The sequence below is a fragment of the Flavobacterium sp. GNP010 genome (assembly GCF_056428945.1).
This window is the reverse complement of sequence record NZ_JBWJVK010000155.1, coordinates 1-284: the sequence shown is the minus strand read 5'-3', so window position 1 is coordinate 284 and position 284 is coordinate 1. Positions and strand designations below refer to the sequence as shown.

The window sequence follows — 284 nt, the reverse complement described above, 5'->3', positions numbered from 1 at the left end:
CAACTGGAGTTATTGCAGGAGTTGCCTCTGGAACTGCTACAATAACATATACCGTTGCTGGAACTGGTGGATGCGCTGATGCAACTGCTACTAGAACTGTAACTGTATATGCTCCAACCGTTACTTTATCAGGTACAACTTCAATTGTTGAAAATGCTGGTACTGGAGTAAATTTGACAGCAACTTTATCAACTCCTACATTTACCAACGTAGTAATCACTGTATCTTATTCAGGAACAGCAACATCAGGTTTTGATTACACTGCAAGTAGTACAACCATTACT

Annotated in this window: 1 protein-coding gene; it reads left to right on the top strand. The window is 39.8% G+C overall.

From position 1 onward, the window contains the following. On the top strand, positions 1-284 hold a 284-nt coding region (locus tag AC061C_RS15940), incomplete at both ends, for a hypothetical protein (RefSeq protein WP_478291989.1).